Source organism: Sutterella massiliensis (assembly GCF_016899755.1).
Taxonomy (GTDB): Bacteria; Pseudomonadota; Gammaproteobacteria; order Burkholderiales; family Burkholderiaceae_F; genus Sutterella; species Sutterella massiliensis.
This window is the reverse complement of sequence record NZ_JACJJC010000559.1, coordinates 1-229: the sequence shown is the minus strand read 5'-3', so window position 1 is coordinate 229 and position 229 is coordinate 1. Positions and strand designations below refer to the sequence as shown.

At 59.8% G+C, this 229-nt stretch carries 1 protein-coding gene; it reads right to left on the bottom strand.

The annotated features are described in order from the left end of the window. Positions 1-190: hypothetical protein (locus H6A60_RS13690; protein WP_205105431.1), on the bottom strand; the 190-nt coding region annotated here is incomplete at its 3' end. Between the last annotated feature and the right edge of the window lie 39 nt (positions 191-229).

The following is a 229-nucleotide window of genomic DNA, read 5'->3' as shown; positions in this document are numbered from 1 at the left end:
GACTGTCCTGAGCGTTGCGGTCGAACCGATATGGCGCGTTCCCCACCTCGACGAGTCGGGCGTATTTGCGGAACACGCGTTTGCCCGCATCCATTCGGATCGGACTCGGAATGCGGCCGGCCGTCATGCCTAGATAGGCGCCAACGGCATTGACCGTTGTATTGAGATCCCAACCGGTGATCCAGCTCAACAGAGCGAAACCGTCGGTTTTCGCCCCGCATGTGTTGCA